A 597-nucleotide genomic window follows, 5' to 3' on the forward strand; every position below is an offset into this window, starting at 1 on the left:
GGAGCCGAAGCCGAAGCGAAAGCGAGTCTGAAGAGGGCGAATGAGTTTGTTGTCATCGACCCGAAACCGGGTGATCTACCCCTGGTCAGGGTGAAGTGCGGGTAACACCGCATGGAGGCCCGAACCCACTGGCGTTGAAAAGCCAGGGGATGAACTGGGGGTAGGGGAGAAATTCCAATCGAACCCGGAGATAGCTGGTTCTCCCCGAAATAGCTTGAGGGCTAGCGTCAGGGGATGAGTTGTGGAGGTAGAGCACTGATTGGGTGCGGGGCCCGCGAGGGTTACCAAGCTCAGTCAAACTGCGAATGCCACAATGTCGAAGAACCTGGCAGTCAGACTACGAGTGATAAGACCCGTGGTCAAGAGGGAAACAGCCCAGACCAACAGCTAAGGTCCCAAAGTACCGGTTCAGTGGGGAACGATGTGGCGTTGCACAGACAACCAGGATGTTGGCTTAGAAGCAGCCACCATTGAAAGAGTGCGTAATAGCTCACTGGTCGAGTGGCGCTGCGCGGAAAATGTAACGGGGCTAAACCGGACACCGAAGCTATGGATGGAGACATGGTAGGGGAGCGTTCCACTGGCGGAGAAGCAGAG

1 rRNA gene is annotated in these 597 nt (G+C 56.3%); it reads left to right on the forward strand.

The window, feature by feature from the left end:
* A 23S ribosomal RNA gene (locus QMF38_RS09520) occupies nt 1-597 on the forward strand; the annotation flags it as partial.

The sequence above is a fragment of the Alicyclobacillus hesperidum subsp. aegles genome, from assembly GCF_027923525.1.
Classification (GTDB): domain Bacteria; phylum Bacillota; class Bacilli; order Alicyclobacillales; family Alicyclobacillaceae; genus Alicyclobacillus; species Alicyclobacillus aegles.